This is a genomic window from Emticicia fontis, assembly GCF_054779675.1.
Genome location: NZ_BAAGXU010000017.1, coordinates 137,057 through 154,034, shown reverse-complemented (window position 1 = coordinate 154,034; position 16,978 = coordinate 137,057). Strand labels below are relative to the sequence as shown.

The 16,978-nt window shown below is 37.7% G+C and carries 15 protein-coding genes and 1 tRNA gene; 12 read left to right on the top strand and 4 right to left on the bottom strand.

The window, feature by feature from the left end:
* Nucleotides 1-18 precede the first annotated feature (18 nt).
* From ACYVFA_RS10260 to ACYVFA_RS10245, 4 genes are all read left to right on the top strand, one after another.
* A complete protein-coding gene (locus ACYVFA_RS10260) occupies nt 19-1,563 on the top strand; it encodes a serine hydrolase (RefSeq protein ID WP_460471733.1) in 1,545 nt (514 codons plus the stop codon).
* A 4-nt stretch (nt 1,564-1,567) separates the two neighbouring features.
* Complete coding sequence (locus ACYVFA_RS10255; RefSeq protein ID WP_460471732.1) at nt 1,568-2,158, top strand: TlpA family protein disulfide reductase; 591 nt, start codon at nt 1,568-1,570, stop codon at nt 2,156-2,158.
* 33 nt (nt 2,159-2,191) lie between these two features.
* Nucleotides 2,192-2,881, top strand: a complete 690-nt coding sequence (locus ACYVFA_RS10250; protein ID WP_460471731.1) for a LytR/AlgR family response regulator transcription factor — start codon at nt 2,192-2,194, stop codon at nt 2,879-2,881.
* Nucleotides 2,882-2,979: 98 nt separating this feature from the next.
* Entirely contained in the window at nt 2,980-3,363 is a 384-nt protein-coding gene (locus ACYVFA_RS10245; protein WP_460471730.1) for a DoxX family protein, read from the top strand.
* Nucleotides 3,364-3,365: 2 nt separating this feature from the next.
* Here the strand turns inward: ACYVFA_RS10245 and ACYVFA_RS10240 are convergent, their stop codons facing one another.
* On the bottom strand, nt 3,366-3,719 hold the full coding sequence (locus tag ACYVFA_RS10240; protein ID WP_460471729.1) for a ribonuclease P protein component: 354 nt from the start codon (nt 3,717-3,719) through the stop codon (nt 3,366-3,368).
* Between the two features lie 123 nt (nt 3,720-3,842).
* Nucleotides 3,843-3,998, bottom strand: coding sequence for a 50S ribosomal protein L34 (gene rpmH / locus ACYVFA_RS10235; protein ID WP_116985206.1), 156 nt, complete (start codon nt 3,996-3,998; stop codon nt 3,843-3,845).
* A gap of 113 nt (nt 3,999-4,111) precedes the next feature.
* On the opposite strand from rpmH, the gene ACYVFA_RS10230 reads away from it, so the two are divergent.
* From ACYVFA_RS10230 to gpmI, 5 genes are all read left to right on the top strand, one after another.
* A complete protein-coding gene (locus ACYVFA_RS10230) occupies nt 4,112-5,533 on the top strand; it encodes a M61 family metallopeptidase (RefSeq protein WP_460471728.1) in 1,422 nt (473 codons plus the stop codon).
* 62 nt (nt 5,534-5,595) lie between these two features.
* The gene (locus ACYVFA_RS10225) at nt 5,596-7,242 is read left to right on the top strand and encodes an amidohydrolase (RefSeq protein WP_460471727.1); all 1,647 of its coding nucleotides are present in this window, start codon (nt 5,596-5,598) and stop codon (nt 7,240-7,242) included.
* Nucleotides 7,243-7,330: 88 nt separating this feature from the next.
* Nucleotides 7,331-7,840, top strand: a complete 510-nt coding sequence (locus tag ACYVFA_RS10220) for a low molecular weight protein-tyrosine-phosphatase (RefSeq protein ID WP_460471726.1) — start codon at nt 7,331-7,333, stop codon at nt 7,838-7,840.
* Between the two features lie 171 nt (nt 7,841-8,011).
* Nucleotides 8,012-8,551 carry a hypothetical protein gene (locus ACYVFA_RS10215; protein ID WP_460471725.1) on the top strand — a complete coding sequence of 180 codons (540 nt, stop codon included), beginning with the start codon at nt 8,012-8,014 and terminating at the stop codon, nt 8,549-8,551.
* A gap of 121 nt (nt 8,552-8,672) precedes the next feature.
* Nucleotides 8,673-10,211 carry a 2,3-bisphosphoglycerate-independent phosphoglycerate mutase gene (gene gpmI / locus ACYVFA_RS10210; protein WP_460471724.1) on the top strand — a complete coding sequence of 513 codons (1,539 nt, stop codon included), beginning with the start codon at nt 8,673-8,675 and terminating at the stop codon, nt 10,209-10,211.
* An 80-nt stretch (nt 10,212-10,291) separates the two neighbouring features.
* Here the strand turns inward: gpmI and ACYVFA_RS10205 are convergent, their stop codons facing one another.
* Both ACYVFA_RS10205 and ACYVFA_RS10200 read right to left on the bottom strand, forming a co-directional pair.
* Nucleotides 10,292-11,635 (bottom strand): trigger factor, encoded by a 1,344-nt coding sequence (locus ACYVFA_RS10205; RefSeq protein ID WP_460471723.1) that lies wholly within the window; start codon nt 11,633-11,635, stop codon nt 10,292-10,294.
* A 139-nt stretch (nt 11,636-11,774) separates the two neighbouring features.
* Nucleotides 11,775-11,856 (bottom strand) — tRNA-Leu (locus ACYVFA_RS10200).
* A 214-nt stretch (nt 11,857-12,070) separates the two neighbouring features.
* On the opposite strand from ACYVFA_RS10200, the gene ACYVFA_RS10195 reads away from it, so the two are divergent.
* From ACYVFA_RS10195 to ACYVFA_RS10185, 3 genes are all read left to right on the top strand, one after another.
* Nucleotides 12,071-14,344: a RelA/SpoT family protein gene (locus ACYVFA_RS10195; protein WP_460471722.1), complete on the top strand. Its 2,274-nt coding sequence runs from the start codon at nt 12,071-12,073 to the stop codon at nt 14,342-14,344.
* A gap of 38 nt (nt 14,345-14,382) precedes the next feature.
* Complete coding sequence (locus ACYVFA_RS10190) at nt 14,383-14,901, top strand: hypothetical protein (RefSeq protein WP_460471721.1); 519 nt, start codon at nt 14,383-14,385, stop codon at nt 14,899-14,901.
* A gap of 206 nt (nt 14,902-15,107) precedes the next feature.
* A complete protein-coding gene (locus ACYVFA_RS10185) occupies nt 15,108-16,973 on the top strand; it encodes a carbamoyltransferase family protein (RefSeq protein ID WP_460471720.1) in 1,866 nt (621 codons plus the stop codon).
* The last annotated feature ends 5 nt before the right edge of the window (nt 16,974-16,978 follow it).

Sequence of the window (16,978 nt, the reverse complement as noted above, 5' to 3'; positions counted from 1 at the left end):
TCTTTACAATATACAATTATGAAAAAGCTATTTATTATTACTATTATCTATTTTATTGCCTTGACTCTAGCACAAGCGCAAAATACAGCTACTAAAAAAATAGACTCTTTATTTACAAAACTCACCCAGAATGAAGATTTCAACGGAGGTATTCTGGTGGCTGAAAAAGGCAAAATTATCTACCAAAAAGGCTTAGGCTATGCTGATTTTGCCAATAAAACACCTAATACTATTGACTCCCGTTTCAATCTGGCTTCTATTTCTAAGACTTTTACTTCAGTCGCTGTTTTGCAGTTGAAAGAAAAGAAGAAATTGAAACTGGAAGATACGTTTGTAAAATACTTCCCTGAGTTTCCATTCCCAAGTATCACTATCAAACATTTGCTCTCGCATACTTCCGGCTTGCCTGATTTAGAGTTGTATGAATCGGTAGTGAATGCCAAAGCAGATAGTATTATCAGAAATCAGGCGGTTATTCCTATTCTGAAAAACTGGAATCAAAAACTCTATTTCGAACCGGGAGATAAATGGAAATATTGCAATACTAATTACGCTCTATTGGCGCTATTAGTTGAAAAAGTAAGCAAAATGCCATTTGCGACTTATTTGAAGAAAAACATCTTAGAGCCTGCTAATATGACTAATACGTATCTACGAATAGGGGCCACCGAAATACCAAAAAATCAAGTAGTAAATCACAGATTGGTTACTTGGTACGACGATACTTATAAAAGTGTAGATTCTATCCGATTCGGGGGAATTAAATATTGTACCTACAATTGTGGCGGTACTTATGGCGATAGCAATATCATGACTACTACGACTGATATGCTGAATTATGATCAGGCATTGTATAGTGGAAAATTACTTTCACAAAGCAGTCTGGACGAAGCCTTCACTCCTACCCGATTGAATAATGGCACGATTCACTATGACCCATTTGGTGGTGAAATGTCTCTCTTAGGTAAAAGTTCTTATGGCTTAGGTTGGGAAATATACGAAGATGAAGAGTTGGGTAAAGCAGTAAGTCATGGTGGGCATCTTTTTGGCTTGGCAACCAATTTTTACAGAAACCTGACAAAAAATCAAACGGTCATTATGTATCAGAACGTAGAACGGGAAGGATTAGCTTTTTATGGTAAAATACGCGCCTCTTTAGAAATTCTGAACGGTAAAACACCCAAGAAAATATTTTATAAAAAATCACTAGCCCGTAAATATGGTTCTACTTTAATTCGCGATGGTATTGACCGTGCCGTAACTGTATTTAATGAACTCAAAACTGATAGTACAAATTACTATTTATCAGAAAATGAAATGAACTGGCTTGGGTATGACTTGCTATTTCAGGCTAATAAAAAACAATATTCGCTAGAGACCTTCAAGATAAACACACTCCTGTTTCCGAATAGCTTTAATGTTTATGATAGTTATGCCGAAGCACTCAATGCTAATGGCAAGCGCGAAGAAGCGATTATCATGTATCAGAAATCTATAGGGATGAACCCTAATAATGAGGGCGGGAAAAGAATGTTAAATCAGATACTAGCCAACAAACAATAAAACGATGAAAAAGCTCACTAAAATATTCCTGATTACTTGTTCCATTGTATTTGTAGTAATCATTATCGGCTCTTTTTCGGCTAATAAATATTATGAATCGAAACTCAATAAAGAGATTCATATAGAAGAGGCATTAGAGGTGAGTGACCTGAGTCAGATATTAGATAAATACAAAGGTTCATTATTGTATGTCGACCACTCGTCTGTTAATTGCGGTGCTTGTTTCGTAGAATTGCGAGACTACGTGCCGCATTTGCAGGCACGCTATAAAGACAAGCCCATTACCTTTGTTTATATATGCTCCGAAAGCAGTTATCCTCTAAGAGACATCAGTAATAATGTATTATGGCGTCGTAAATTGGCGTCTGCTCATGCCAAGGGGCAGCACTACTTAGTGAACAAAGAATTTAGTTGGAAACTTTTTAACCAGACAGTCAAAGAAGATAAAGGCGAGGTACCTTATTATCCATGGCAATTTATTGTTGACGAAGATGGGAAGATTATCAATAGCCATGCAGTAAGACCCACTGATTTGAAGGGTCTGTATAAGCAATTAGATAGTTTGTTGTTGACTAGAAGCTATAAATCAATTTAATAAAACACTATTTTTGTTTCTAAAAACCTGCTAATGCTGACCGCCATTGCCATAGATGATGAGCCTCGCGCCCTTGAAGTTGTAGAAATGCATGCTTCAAGAGTACCCTTTCTTGACCTGAAAGCCACTTTTACGGACGCTTTTGAAGCTATCCCCTATTTGCAGCAACACAAAATCGACTTATTATTTCTCGACATAAAAATGCCTGATATATCAGGCATTGAGTTTATTCATATTCTTCAAAAAGTACCAATGGTGGTATTTACCACTGCTTATTCTGAATATGCGGTAAAAGGTTTCGAGCTGGATGCCATTGATTATCTTTTGAAACCTTTTTCGCTGGCACGTTTTACTAAGGCCTGTAATAAAGCCTTGGAAATCAGCCAGTTCACTAAAGAAAGTACTCCTGATTTCATGTTTTTAAAAACAGGCTACGAAGAAGAAAAGGTTTTCTTCGACGATATTCTATATGTTGAGGCAGAAGGTAACTATATGTCGTTTATTCTGAAAAACAAGAAACTATTAAGCCGCCAGAATATCACTGAAACGTTGAGTATCTTACCCCCCAATCAATTTGTCCGGATTCATCGTTCTTATATTGTTGCCATTAATAAAATTCAGAAACTCACACGTCAGTCGGTCTGGATAGCGGGTAATGAAATTTCGGTAGGTGCTTCTTATGAAGATAAGTTAATAGAGATTCGGGAGAAACTGAAAAAATAACTAATTATCAACACTTTATAAAATAGTTAAGGGGAGATTTGTTATTAAAAAATTATTCTAATTTTGTTGTTAAGACAACACTCAAAACCCTCGACGAAATGAAAGAAGCTAATAATACCGGATTTGCTATTATCCGTATCATTATCGGACTATTCCTTATTTATCATGGTCTGGAAATATTCGAAAGTGCCAAAATGCAGGATTATGCCTCATGGGATTCTTTCAAAAGTATGCCTTTCCCACTTCTCTTTGCCTACCTCGGGAAAGGCAGTGAATTAGTCGGTGGAATTTTATTGACCATCGGTTTCCTGACACGCCCTGCTGCCATACTTGTCACCCTAACCATGCTGTTTATCTGCTTCAAAATAGGCAATGGCAAATTCTGGTACGAAGACCAATACCCATTTTTATTTGCCTTATTGGCTATGATTTACTTTTTCATAGGGCCAGGGAAATGGAGCGTAGACAATGCCAAGAAATAATATTAACCCTGTAATTTTTTAAGGCTATTCTTCATCCCTTTTTCAATCACTGCATAGTTTTCTATCACTTTACCTACATAAATAAAAGTAATATAATAGGGCTTCGAGAGTAGCTCTTTATTCAACCGATAAGCTTCTTTCATGCGTCGGCGAATCAGATTTCGGTCAACCGCATGTTTGAACTGGCGCTTAGGTACCGAAAAAAGTACTTGTGTGAGTGCTTCTTCTGATGGCTTACAAACCACTCTGATAGGATAAGCAAAAACACCTTCGTTGGCAGAGTTTTTTCTGTCAAAAAGGCTGCCTATTATCTTCAGGCTGCATAATCTTTCATTTTTTTTGAAAGTTTTTTTCACCAATCTATCAGTTAAATCTCATACAAATCTAATAAAAAAGCCACCGATTGGTGGCTATAATATCTTGATTATGTCTCATTTACAAATCGTAAATTTTGAACTATCAAACTGCTAAAAACGAGATTATTTATGTTTTTTCTCGTCAGAAACAGTCAATTTCCATCTGCCACGTGCACGACGTGCAGCCAATACGCGTCTGCCATTAGCAGTTTCCATACGCTCACGGAATCCGTGTTTGTTACGACGCTTTCTGTTTGATGGTTGGAATGTACGTTTCATTATAATTATTAATTTTTGTTCCTATATTGCTAAATAATCCGTGCTTTTCATAACGGACTGCAAAAATACGTATTAATTTTTAGAAAGCCAACATAGGCGCAAAAAATTGTTTCATGCATTATAAAATTTATTCCAAAGACCGAACCTCACATTTTATAGATGTCGAGTGTTTTATTGATAATCTCACCAGCGATAAGGTTGAATTACAATTACCAGCCTGGCGTCCGGGGCGCTACGAATTACAAAACTTTGCCAAAAACATACAGTCTTTTGAAATTTTTGACGAAAACGGGCAAAAGCTAGTAGCCCGAAAAACTACCAAAGACCGATGGGAAGTGCAGATGAATGGAGCAAAAAGCCTTGTGGCTCGTTATAATTACTATGCCAACATCATCAATGCAGGAAGTAGCTCTGTAGACGAGCATACTTTTTATGTAAATCCTGTCAATTTATGTATTTATGCAGAGGGAAAAATTGATGAAGCCTGCACCATAGAACTACATTTACGAGCCAATGAAAAAATTGCAGGAATCAATGACATCATTCATTTTCCCGAAAAAGGGGTATATGAACTGAGCTTCAAAGATTTTTATCATCTGGCAGACAGCCCTTTTATTGTGAGTCCGACACTGAAACATGATTCTTATAAGATAGGCAAAGTAAAATTTAATTTATGGTTTGAAGGCAATTTTCAGCCTGATTTTAAGCGTATTAAATCAGATTTCAAGAAATTTACGCAGGAACAAATCAATGTTTTTGGCGAATTCCCTGAAAAAGAATATCATTTCCTGACATGGGTACTTCCTGTGCCTTATTATCATGGCGTTGAACATAGAAGTTCTACCATGCAGGTTTTAGGGCCGGATAGCCAGAATTTTGAAGAATTATACATTGATTTGTTAGGCCTGGCTTCACACGAGCTTTTCCATACCTGGAATATCTGCAAGATTCGCCCGATTGAGTTATTGCCTTATGATTACACCAAAGAAAATTATTTCCCGACTTGTTTTGTAGCAGAAGGGGTAACCACTTATTATGGTGATTTAATGCTGAGCCGCTCGAAAGTTTTCGATGAAACTCAATACCTGAAAGAATTAGAGGCCTGTTTTAAACGCCATTTTGACCATGCAGATAAGGCATCGCAATCACTTGTAGAATCATCTTGGGATTTATGGCTGGATGGATATACCCCTAGTATCCCCGACCGAAAGGTATCTGTGTATAATAAAGGAGCCATTGCTGCTCAGATATTAGATTTACATATCAGAAAAGTATCAAGTCATACGCTTTCTTTGGATGACGTGATGAAACTGATGTGGGAGCAATATGGCCGACATTTCAAAGGCTATAGCATGGAAGATTATCAGTTAGTATGTGAAGAAATAGCCAACGAAAAGCTGGATTGGTATTTTGATGTATGCATCAAAGGAAATGAATCTTTGTTTGATTTACTGAATCGTTATCTGCAATTACTTGAGCTTGAAATGGTAAGAAACGAGGAGGGTATCATCAGCCTCATTAAGAGAACAAATTAGGCTGATTGTTTGATAAATCGAAAGGCATTTTTATACTTTGCATAACAAACTAAAACGATTGTATGATTTTCACTTCAAAAACCTTTTTACTGAGTGCATTTGTCGGTTTAAGCCTATTTTCTCCCCTATTGGCTCAGAAACAACAAGCCGATTTGATTGTGCACAATGCTGTTGTATATACGGTTAATAATGAGTTTGGCACTGCAGAAGCCTTTGCCGTAAAAGATGGTAAGTTTATTGGTGTGGGTAACTCAAAGGACATATTGGCAAAATACAATGCCAAACAAAAGATAGATGCCAATAAAAAATCTGTATATCCGGGGTTTTATGACCCACATAGTCACTTTCTGGGTTTAGGACAGATGCTTAATCAATGCGATTTAGTGGATACTAAATCTTATGAAGAAATCATTGAGCGTTTAAAAAAATTTGCGGCTGAACATCCAGACCATCAATGGATTATCGGTCGCGGCTGGGACCAGAACGACTGGGAAGTAAAAGTATTTCCGACTAAAGAATTATTAGACAAAGCTTTTCCGAATAAACCTGTACTGCTGACTCGTATTGACGGGCATGCTGCTCTTATCAATTCGAAAGCTATTCAATTAGCCAAGATCTCTCCTGCCAGCAAAGTAAATGGTGGTGATGTAGAAGTAATAGACGGCCAATTAACGGGTATTCTGGTGGATAATGCCATGGGTTTAGTGAAAAGAGTAATCCCTGGTGCAACAGAGAAAGAAAAACAAGCAATGCTTCTGGCGGCTCAAAAGGAGTGCTTTAAATATGGCTTAACTACAGTTTCTGATGCAGGTCTTAATCAGGATGATATTGAATTAGTTGATAAGATGAATAAAGCGGGTACATTGAAAATCCGTGATTATGTGATGGTTTCTTTAGGTATCCGTAATCTGGACTATTATATCAAAAAAGGGCCTTATAAAACCGACCGACTGAATGTACGTTCTTTTAAATTATATGCCGATGGTGCTTTAGGCTCGCGTGGGGCTTGTTTATTACAATCATATAGCGACGAACCTAAAAAAACCGGATTCCTATTATTGAGCCCTACTGAATTAGAGAGAAGCCTGACAGCTATTTATAATTCAGACTTTCAGGCTAATACCCATTGTATTGGTGACTCGGCTAATCGTTTGATTCTGAACTTATATGGTAAATTATTGAAAGGCAAAAATGCACGCCGTTGGCGAATAGAGCATAGTCAGGTAGTATCAAAAGAAGATGTACCTAAGTTTGGCAAATATTCAGTAATTCCGTCTATTCAGGCTACCCATGCTACCTCAGATATGTATTGGGCAGGCGAACGTCTGGGTAGTGAACGGGTAAAAACAGCTTATGCTTTTCAGGATTTATTGAAACAAAATGGGGTAATTGCTAACGGAAGTGATTTTCCTGTCGAACATGTGAACCCATTATTTGGTTTTCATTCTGCAGTGGCACGTCAAGACGATAAAAATTATCCTGATGGAGGCTTTCAGATGGAAAATGCACTTACACGTGAACAAGCTTTAAAAGCTATGACAATCTGGAGTGCTTATGCAAATTTTGAAGAAAAAGAACGTGGCAGCATTGAAAATGGCAAAATGGCAGATTTTGTAATATTAGAGGCTGATATTATGAAAGAACCGAAAGAAAAACTGCGAAGCATAAAGGTTAGCAATACCTTTGTAGGTGGTGAAAAGGTTTATTAAATGTGTATTAAAATAACCTTTTCGCTGTATAACAAGTACAACAATCCTATAAATTTACGAAAATTAAATTTACACACGCAATAACACTATGGTAAAAGTACTTTTTGTTTGTCTGGGCAACATTTGCCGCTCTCCGGTTGCCGAAGGAGTCTTCAATGACCTGATTCAAAAACACAATTTAGAAGATAAACTCTCTTGTGATTCGGCCGGAACTAAAGGTTGGCATGCGGGGCAGCTTCCCGATCATCGGGCTATTAAAAATGCCTTAGATAATGGCATTGCCTTAACTCATAAAGGCAGAGAGATTCAAGCAGCTGATTTAGATGCTTTCGATCACATTGTAGTAATGGACGAAAGCAATTTTAAGGATGTGTATGAAATGTATTATAGAATAAAACATACAACCCCTTCTACCGAGAAACTGTTTTTACTCCGTGACTATGACCCGAAAGTAACAGGCGTAAAAGAAGTCCCTGACCCATATTATGGTTCAGAATTAGATTTTGAAGAGGTTTTTCATATTGTCCAAAGAAGTTGCAAGGCGCTATTAGATAGTTTGATTGAAAAGCATGGACTGGTGGAGAATGCCATTGAGTGATTTAGCGATTTAGTGAATGAGTGATTATTTTAATTGTGAATCACAAATAATGAATTACCAAATAATTTTGATGTCTATCTAAATATAAAGTGTTTATCGCTTAACAGTTTCTGAGCATGCATTAATTTGTAATTTATTAATCACTAAATCACTCATTCACTAACTCACTCAATGACTATTCCAGACTTACATATCGATAGCGAAATAAACAGAGAGTTCTCAAAGGCACAGGTAAGTAAAATTGCTACTTATATAGGTGCTGATGCAGAACGCTTTGCTGTTTTAATGAATATCTTCCTGAGAGGTCAGTATATCCATACACAAAAAGCTGGATGGGTTTTAGGTGAGTGTGCCCATAGTTATCCATTTCTGATTATTCCTTATTTCAGGAATTTCATTCAGAAAATACAAGAGCCGATGGCATCTGATTCGGTGAAAAGGAATATTGTTCGGGTATGGCAATATGTAGATATTCCTGACGAATACATAGATGATATTTATGACATCTGCTTCGGGTTCATCAATAGTAATGAAGCGATTGCCATTAAAGTTTTTTCTATGACAGTCTGTTATCATATCGCAAGAAAAATACCTGAACTTAAACCGGAATTACGATTGATTGTAGAAGATGTACTCATGAAAAATCAGGACGGTTCGGCCGCTATTCTAAGCAGAGGAAAGAAGATTTTAGCAGACTTGAAGAAAAAATAAGTAAATTTGTGGAGTAGAAACAACAAAGAAATTTATGAAACTTTCATGCGCTTAACCCTACCCCAAGGCATGAAAAGTTTCTAATAAAACTACCTTAAACAAGGTTTCGGGGTAAAAAACTATGAACAAGAAAGTAATTTTAATAATCCTTGATGGCTGGGGAATTCCCAAACCGGGCGAAGAATGGCGTTCTGCCATTGATGCCGCCAATGTACCTTATTTCAGAAAACTATTAAAAGAATATCCACACAGCACTTTAGAAGCGTGTGGGCGTGCCGTTGGTTTACCTAACGGGCAGATGGGCAACTCGGAAGTAGGACACATGAATCTAGGTGCCGGGCGTGTGGTATATCAGGAATTAGAAAAAATAAGCATAGCTGTAGAAGAAGGCAAGTTAGCCAAAGAACCTGTTTTGGTGGATGCTTTTGCCTACGCAAAAACCAATAACAAAAAAGTACACTTTATCGGCTTAACCTCTGACGGTGGTGTTCACTCACACATTGAGCATTTGAAAGGACTTTGCAGTGCTGCGGCAGGTTATGGTTTATCAAATGTATTTGTTCATGCGTTTACCGATGGTCGTGATTGTGACCCTAAAAGCGGAAAAGGTTTCTTAGCTGATTTACAAAGCCATCTAAGTAGTTCGACAGGTAAAATTGCTACTGTGGTGGGTCGTTACTATGCGATGGATAGAGATAAACGTTGGGAAAGGGTAAAAATGGCGTACGATGCAATGGTAAAAGGTGTTGGTGAAACAACTATTACCATCGATAAATTATCAGACACCATCCAAGGTTCTTACGACCAGAATGTGACTGACGAATTCTTGAAACCTATTGTTATCACTGAAAACAATGCGCCAATTGGTTTGATTGAAGAAGGCGATGTAGTGATGTGTTTCAACTTCCGTACTGACCGTGGTAGAGAAATCACAGAAGTTTTGACTCAACAGGATTTCCCTGAGTACGAGATGAAAGCGCTTAAATTGTATTATCTCACCATGACTAATTATGATGAATCTTTCCATGATGTACATGTAATTTATGAGAAAGATAATCTGACTAATACATTGGGCGAGGTTTTAGAAAGAGCAGGTAAAAAACAGATTCGTATTGCCGAAACTGAGAAATATCCTCACGTTACTTTCTTCTTCTCGGGTGGTCGTGAAGAACCGTTTGCAGGTGAAAGCCGTTTACTATGTCCATCACCAAAAGATGTACCTACGTATGACTTAAAACCACAAATGGCAGCTTATGATATTGATAATTCTATATTGCCTGAATTACAGAAACACGATGTCGACTTTGTTTGTCTGAACTTCGCTAATCCTGACATGGTTGGGCATACAGGTGTATTTAATGCTGTAGTGCAGGCAGTTGAGGCAGTTGATAAATGCTTGGAGCAAGTAGTAGATACGGCTTTGGCAAATGGCTACACATCTATTGTAATTGCCGACCACGGCAATGCCGATTATATGATTAATGATGATAAAACACCTAATACGCAGCACTCCCTTAATTTAGTGCCTTGTATTATTGTTGATAAAAACGACCGTTATCAGGTAAAAGATGGTAAGTTAGGGGATATAGCGCCAACTATCCTGACTTTGATGGGTGTAGAGATTCCGCAGGAGATGACAGGAAATGTGCTGATTTCTTAAGACTTTATCAAATCTATCATATACAAAAAATCCTCGCAGCGTAGCTACGAGGATTTTTTATATATGCTTATTACAAAAGATTAAGCGTAAATCTCTTCTGCAATTTTATTGAATTCGTCAACTTTAACAGTTTTCTTTTCTACTGTCAGGTTTGCTTTCAAGAACTCACGTACTTTCTTGCCAAAAGCACGGTCAGTATAACGACGTACGGCGTTATCTTTGTTCTCTTTCAATTGTTTACGAGCCATATTGTCGATGATGTCTTCCAGACCTTCGTAAGAGTAAGCACCGAAATAGTTACGCATTTCAGCTTTCACTTCTTCAACAATATCATTATACTCTAATTTGATTTCGTTGTTTGCTGCTACTTCGTTACGAATCAAGTCCATACGTAAACCACGGGCAAAAGCATCATAATCTTTTTCGATATCTTCTTCTGTAAATTTACCTTCGTTGATATTCAACAACCATTTTTTCAAAAATGTATCCGGCAATTCGATGTGGATATTATCTAAAAGCGTTTTTTCAACTTCAAAGTCTAATAAATAATCGCTTTCGCGCTCATAGTTTTCTTTAACAATCTTCTTGATTTCTTCTCTGAATTCTTCTTCAGTAGTTACTTTACCTGCACCAATCGCTTTGTCAAAAAACTCCTGGTCAATATCTGCAGGGGCAACTCTTGTAATTTTTTCTACTGTAAAATCAAACTCACCTGCCAAAGCAGCTGCTTCTTCTTCGCTTTTACCAGTAGCAAAACCTAAATCTTTAGCATTTTCAAAGATCGACTGAATATCAAATTTTACGCTGCTTCCTTTTTCTAAGCCTTTAAAGATATGGAAAGCATCTTCACGCACACGACCAGTTGAAATAGTAGCATCTTTGATTTCAGTTTCAGATGACTCCTGTTTCAAAATTCCAAATACTAAATCTTCTTTCTCTACCTCTTCTGCTTCTGTATCTTTTCCAAAACGACGACGAATATCTTCAATCGCTTCAGTTACTCTTTCTTCTGTTGGTTCGATGTCGTAGTTAACAATCGCAGGAATTGCACTTAAATCAACTGCAAAGTCAGAAGCTAATCCTAATTCATATTCAAAAGAAAATTCTTTGCTATTATCCCAATCAACTTTAGAAGATAGTTCATTGTCTGGCATTGGGTCACCTACTACACGTAATTTATTGCTGGTAATATATTCGTTAGTTGTTTTAGAAACCAGATTGATAACTTCGTCAACTAAAATGCTTTTACCATATAATCTTTGGATATATTCTTTAGGAACCATGCCCGGGCGAAAACCTTTCACCTGTGCTGTTTTTGTATATTGCTTGATTTTCTTATCTACTTCCGGCTTGTAGTCTGCCTCTGTAACACTTACTTTAAGTCTGCCATTTGTTGCAGAAGTCTTGTCGAATATTGTTTCCATTATGTAGGAATATGAGGTTTATTTTGATAAAATCCGCCACGTTCAGTAGTAAATAACTGAACGAAATAAAGTTCTATGGAGTTACGAACTGGTATTATTAAAAAACCCCCTGACCAGGCAAGGTTCAGAGGGTTGTCTGTACGGGCGGAGGGACTCGAACCCCCATGCCTTGCGACACCAGATCCTAAGTCTGGCACGTCTACCAATTTCGCCACGCCCGCATCGCTCATTTCCGGTCAGTTGTAACTGAATCGGGCTGCAAAGGTAATAAGTTTATTTATTCTTGTCAACACCTTTTGAAAAAAATTTCATTTTTTTTCAAACTTTTTTTTCATGACTTGAAAAATTAAAAATTTAACAAAAGCTTTACGAATTATTTGGGCTTCCCGCAATCATTGATTATATTAGTTTTAGGAATACAATAAAACGAAGAGAATGTTAGGAGAAATTTCAGAAAAAGTGGAAACCAGTCGTCAGTCTGAGCCAATGATAGACCTAGAGAAAGAAAGAACTGAGATATTAGCGAAGTATCGTCGATTACTTCGGGCGGCGAAACCTACCCTGAAAGGAGATGATGCCAAGCAGATAAAAAGAGCATTTACTATTGCCGTTGAAGCCCATAAAGACATGCGGCGAAAATCCGGCGAACCTTATATATATCACCCTTTGGAAGTAGCTCAAATCTGTGTAGAAGAAATCGGATTGGGAGCTACTTCTATTATCTGCGCTCTATTGCATGATGTAGTAGAAGACACAGATATGACTTTAAAAGAAATTGAGAAAGAGTTCGGCCCTAAAGTAGCCCGTATTATAGATGGACTCACCAAAATATCAGGCAATTTTGAACAGGGAACTTCGGCTCAGGCCGAAAACTTCCGGAAGATGCTAATTACACTTTCAGAAGATGTGCGTGTGATACTGATAAAACTGGCTGACCGCCTGCATAATATGCGTACGCTGGGAAGTATGGCTCGTAACTCGCAGCTTAAAATTGCACACGAAACTATTTTCATCTATGCTCCCCTCGCCCACCGTCTGGGTTTGTATAAAATAAAGTCAGAGCTAGAAGACCTCTACCTTAAGTATACAGAGCCTGAGATGTTTAAAGACATTGCACAAAAACTTAAGAGTACAAAATCAACTCGTGACCGATTTATCGATAATTTTATCAAACCCCTTAAGAAAAAACTCCAGGATACCGGAATCGAGTTTATCATAAAGGGTCGTCCAAAACATATTTATTCTATCTGGAATAAGATAAAAAAGCAAAATACGCCTTTCGAAGAGATTTTTGACTTGTTTGCTATCAGAATTATTCTGACCAATACAACGCCCGAAAAAGAAAAATCGGCCTGTTGGCAGGTGTATTCAATAGTTACTGATGAGTATAAACCTAATCCTGACCGATTGAAAGACTGGATTTCGATTCCCAAAGCCAATGGATATGAGTCTTTGCACACAACCGTGATGAGTCATACAGGTCAATGGGTAGAAGTACAGATTCGTACAGAGCGGATGGATGAGATTTCGGAGAGAGGTTATGCGGCACACTTCAAGTATAAAGGTAATGACACCTCTATGAATGCGCCACTCGACCGCTGGATTAATCAGGTGCGTGAAACCTTACAATCTGGTGATAAATCGGCCATCGAGTTTCTGGAAGATTTCAGAGGTAATTTCTATAATGAAGAAGTTTTCGTTTTCACACCTAAGGGCGATTTGAAGGTATTAAGAAAGGGGGCTACAGTATTGGATTTTGCTTTTGAGATTCACACCGATATTGGTAAAAAATGTACTGCAGGAAAGGTAAATAATCAACTAGTACCGATTAGTTATACTTTACAGAATGGAGATCAGGTTGAAATATTAACCACTAAAAACCAGAAACCATCGGAAGACTGGCTTCGGTTTGTGACTACCAGTAAGGCAAAAGCCCGTATCAAAGACTTATTGAAAGAAGAAAATAAGGTTTATTATAGTGATGGAAAAGAAATTATTGCCAAAAAACTGAAGATTTTAGGCTTAGAGAATAACCTTGAGACCCTTAATCAATTACGTGCTTATTTTAATAAAAAAGATTATAACGATCTCTATTATGCTTTTGGTAAGGCCTATATCCAGTCTGATGAAATCAAGAAATTCAAGACTGAGAGAGATGCCCGGTTAAATAAACAAGCCAAAATTGAAATTGATAATAAGGCTTTTACTGATGCCAAGAGTTTTGAAAAAGAGTTTAAGAAAGTAAAAGGCAATGATACGCTCTACATCGGCGATGACCTACAGGAGATTGACTTTACTTTAGCGCGTTGTTGTAATCCGATACCGGGAGATGATGTTTTTGGATTCCTGACTGTAAATGAAGGTATCAAAATACATCGTAACTCTTGCCCTAATGCCCAACAGTTACTATCACAATATGGCAATCGGGTTATTAAAGCCCGCTGGTCATCTCAGGTAGCTAAAGCCTTTGTGGCTACTGTGCACCTGGATGGCATTGACCGCATGGGAATGATTCAGGATATTTCGAAAGTTATCTCAAGTGAGCTACATATTAATATGCGTTCTTTGGCAGTTGATACAAATGATGGTATATTTACGGGTGATATCAAATTATATGTTCAGGATACCCGACATTTGGAAACGCTGATGAAGTCTTTGGAAGAGATAGAAGGTGTGCATCAGGTAACACGTGTCGATGCTGAAAGCTGAGTCTAAACATCCTATACCCCATATAACCATACTCTTCAATGAAATCATTTGCCATTCTATTAATTCTTGTAGTTATTAGCTTGCATACCTCTGCCCAGACCTTAGATACGCTTGTTGCCAAAAGAGTATTTATAACTACAAAAATTTATAGAAATGGCTTTAAGCTTTCACACGACAAGGTTTTGCGTTTATATAGAGATACCTGGCAGCCGAACGTAAAATACAAATGGGGATACTACATGAATCCGGTAGCGCCAGTCATAACTGTTGCAGGTATTGGAATAGCTGTTGTAGCTTTGAAAGGAGTAGATGCTACTGCTATGGTAAAAGGGCAGGAAGTTCAATACAAAATTCGTAGTTTACCCAGATTACTAATAGGGATTGGATTAGTGGGAGCAGGATTATGCCTGATAGAATCTTCTAATGAATTGGTACAACACTCGGTTGATATTTATAACGCCAAGCTAAAAAACAAAAAACCTCTGGCTTCTTTTATACAAAAAGCAGACTTTGGTTTTACTGAAAGTAATGGCGTTGGCCTGACAATCCGCTTTTAAAACCGGCATAAATATATTCAAATAAGCTTCGGATTTCCTGTATTATTCAAAATAGAATTCTCTGAAAAGGAGTTATTAGAAAAAATCTTACCCTTAAATAAATTTTTTCTAGCTTAATTAATATTTAATATAGGAAAGGTTCCAAATTATCTATATTTGTAACTGAATTGACACAAACTATAGATCTAAGGACTAAAAACACATTCATGATAATTTTAGGCATTTCTGCATTCTATCACGACTCCGCAGCAGCTCTCATAAAAAACGGCGAAATTCTCGCAGCAGCCCAAGAAGAAAGATTTACAAGAATAAAACACGATCCGGCATTTCCGACCAATGCAGTTAAGTTTTGTTTAGAATATAGTGGTGTGACCCTCGATAAGGTAGATGCAATCGTTTTCTATGACAAGCCCTTGTTGAAGTTTGAGCGCTTATTAGAGACCTACTATGGTTTCTCGCCAAGAGGTCTCAGATCATTTCTCACTTCGATTCCGGTATGGCTGAAAGAAAAGATGTTTCTGAAAAGAATGCTTCATGAAGAATTAGAGAAAATCGGAAACTACGATAAAAAGAAAGCTAAATTACTTTTTCCTGAGCACCATCTTTCACATGCAGCCAGTGCCTATTATCCAGCTCCTTTCGAAGATGCCGCAGTGTTAACCATTGATGGTGTAGGTGAGTGGGCAACAGCTTCTATTTGCTATGGCAAGGGGGGGCAGATGACGATATTAAAAGAGTTACGTTTCCCACATTCATTAGGCTTGTTGTATTCAGCAGTTACCTATTATTGCGGATTCAAAGTAAACTCTGGTGAATATAAACTCATGGGTTTAGCACCTTATGGTAACCACGGTTCGGAGCAGGTAGCCAAGTTTGTAGATGTGATCAGAAATGAATTAGTAGAAATCAAAGCTGATGGTTCAATCTGGTTGAATCAGGAATATTTCAATTATGCTACTGGCCTGAGAATGGTATTTGACGATAAGTGGGAGAAACTGTTAGGTTTCAAACGCCGTGAGTCTGAAAGTCTTTTACAACAAATCCATTGCGATTTTGCCTTAGCCATTCAGGAGATAACTGAAGAGGTTGTTATTAAAATGGCCGAAGAGGCCAAACGTTTAACAGGCTCGAAAAACCTTTGTATGGCTGGTGGCGTAGCTCTGAACTGTGTGGCCAATGGTAAATTACAGAAGACCAATATTTTTGAAAATGTATATATCCAACCGGCTGCAGGAGATGCCGGTGGCGCTTTAGGTGCTGCTTTAGCCGCTAATTATATCTACTTTAATCAGGAGCGCAATCTGACACCAAATACTTTAGACGAAATGCATGGCTCCTATCTAGGACCTGAGTATTCGGATATGGATGTGAAGCAAATGGCTAAAAAGTACGATGCTCATTACCAATACTTCGGCAACTTTGATGAATTAGCAGCTAAAACTGCTGAGTTATTGGCCGAAGGGAATGTTATAGGCTGGTTTCAGGGGCGTATGGAGTTTGGTCCGAGAGCCTTGGGTGGCAGAAGTATTTTAGGAGATGCCCGCAACTCTGAAATGCAGAAAAAACTGAATTTAAAAATCAAATATAGAGAAGGATTCCGCCCTTTTGCACCATCTGTATTAGCAGAAGATGTAGAAGAGTATTTTGAGTGCGAAACGCCTTCGCCTTATATGTTATTAGTACATGGAGTAAACCCAAAAAGAAGAAACGCTTTTCCGGCAGATTATGAAGATTTACCAATGATGGAAAAGTTATATTTCTTACGCTCAGATCTACCCTCAATTACACATATCGATTACTCTGCTCGTATTCAAACTGTTCATCAAGAAACCAATCCTCGGTATTGGACACTCATCAACGAATTTAAGAAACAGACTGGCTATGGCGTTATTGTAAATACCAGCTTTAACGTACGTGGCGAACCCATTGTTTGTACACCCGAAGATGCTTACAAGTGCCTTATGCGTACCGAAATGGACTATTTGGTAGTTGGAAATTTTATTTTTGATAAGAAATTCCAACCAAAATGGACCGAATCGGAATCATGGAAAGATGAATACAAATTAGATTAGTTTTG

Bases quoted from the DNA above. Each gene is read 5' to 3' on its own strand.
- ACYVFA_RS10260 (WP_460471733.1), top strand. From the start codon at position 19: ATGAAAAAGCTATTTATTATTACTATTATCTATTTTATTGCCTTGACT.
- ACYVFA_RS10255 (WP_460471732.1), top strand. From the start codon at position 1,568: ATGAAAAAGCTCACTAAAATATTCCTGATTACTTGTTCCATTGTATTT.
- ACYVFA_RS10250 (WP_460471731.1), top strand. From the start codon at position 2,192: ATGCTGACCGCCATTGCCATAGATGATGAGCCTCGCGCCCTTGAAGTT.
- ACYVFA_RS10245 (WP_460471730.1), top strand. From the start codon at position 2,980: ATGAAAGAAGCTAATAATACCGGATTTGCTATTATCCGTATCATTATC.
- rpmH (WP_116985206.1), bottom strand. From the start codon at position 3,998: ATGAAACGTACATTCCAACCATCAAACAGAAAGCGTCGTAACAAACAC.
- ACYVFA_RS10230 (WP_460471728.1), top strand. From the start codon at position 4,112: ATGCATTATAAAATTTATTCCAAAGACCGAACCTCACATTTTATAGAT.
- ACYVFA_RS10225 (WP_460471727.1), top strand. From the start codon at position 5,596: ATGATTTTCACTTCAAAAACCTTTTTACTGAGTGCATTTGTCGGTTTA.
- ACYVFA_RS10220 (WP_460471726.1), top strand. From the start codon at position 7,331: ATGGTAAAAGTACTTTTTGTTTGTCTGGGCAACATTTGCCGCTCTCCG.
- ACYVFA_RS10215 (WP_460471725.1), top strand. From the start codon at position 8,012: ATGACTATTCCAGACTTACATATCGATAGCGAAATAAACAGAGAGTTC.
- gpmI (WP_460471724.1), top strand. From the start codon at position 8,673: ATGAACAAGAAAGTAATTTTAATAATCCTTGATGGCTGGGGAATTCCC.
- ACYVFA_RS10205 (WP_460471723.1), bottom strand. From the start codon at position 11,635: ATGGAAACAATATTCGACAAGACTTCTGCAACAAATGGCAGACTTAAA.
- ACYVFA_RS10195 (WP_460471722.1), top strand. From the start codon at position 12,071: ATGTTAGGAGAAATTTCAGAAAAAGTGGAAACCAGTCGTCAGTCTGAG.
- ACYVFA_RS10190 (WP_460471721.1), top strand. From the start codon at position 14,383: ATGAAATCATTTGCCATTCTATTAATTCTTGTAGTTATTAGCTTGCAT.
- ACYVFA_RS10185 (WP_460471720.1), top strand. From the start codon at position 15,108: ATGATAATTTTAGGCATTTCTGCATTCTATCACGACTCCGCAGCAGCT.